The sequence below is a fragment of the Pseudomonas sp. EGD-AK9 genome (assembly GCF_000465935.2).
Lineage (GTDB): Bacteria > Pseudomonadota > Gammaproteobacteria > Pseudomonadales > Pseudomonadaceae > Aquipseudomonas.
In genome coordinates, this window is the sequence record NZ_AVOF01000998.1 from 1 (window position 1) to 518 (window position 518).

The 518-nt window shown below is 72.4% G+C and carries 1 protein-coding gene; it reads left to right on the plus strand.

Annotation, left to right across the window (positions count from 1 at the left end):
* Window positions 1-58: 58 nt before the first annotated feature.
* Window positions 59-518: PfkB family carbohydrate kinase (locus tag N878_RS26255; protein WP_021446440.1), on the plus strand; the 460-nt coding region annotated here is incomplete at its 3' end.

Genomic DNA, 518 nt, shown 5'->3' on the forward strand with positions numbered 1-518 from the left:
AGGCGCTGGCGCTGGACAGCGCCGCCGCGGTGCGCGCGCTGGTCGCGGAGGTGCACTGATGGCGCGCATCCTGACCCTGACCCTGAACCCGGCGCTGGACTTGACCCTGCGCCTCGACCAGCTGCAGCCCGGCGCGGTCAACCGCTGCCGTGATTTTGCCAGCCACGCCGCCGGCAAGGGCCTGAACGTCGCCCAGGTGCTCGCCGACCTCGGCCACAGCCTGAGCGTGGCCGGCTTTCTCGGTCGCGCCAACGCGGCGTCGTTCGAGGGCCTGATGCACCGGCGCGGCTTCCACGACCTGTTCGTCCGCGTGCCCGGCGAGACGCGCAGCAATATCAAGCTGGCCGAGGCCGACGGGCGCATCACCGACCTCAACGGCCCCGGTCCGCAGGTCGAGGCCGAGCACCTGGAGCAGTTGCTCGAGGAGCTAGCCCCGCTGCTGGCCGGCCACGACGCCATAGTCGTAGCCGGCAGCCTGCCGCGCGGGGTTGCGCCTGAGTGGTTCGCCGGCCTGCTGC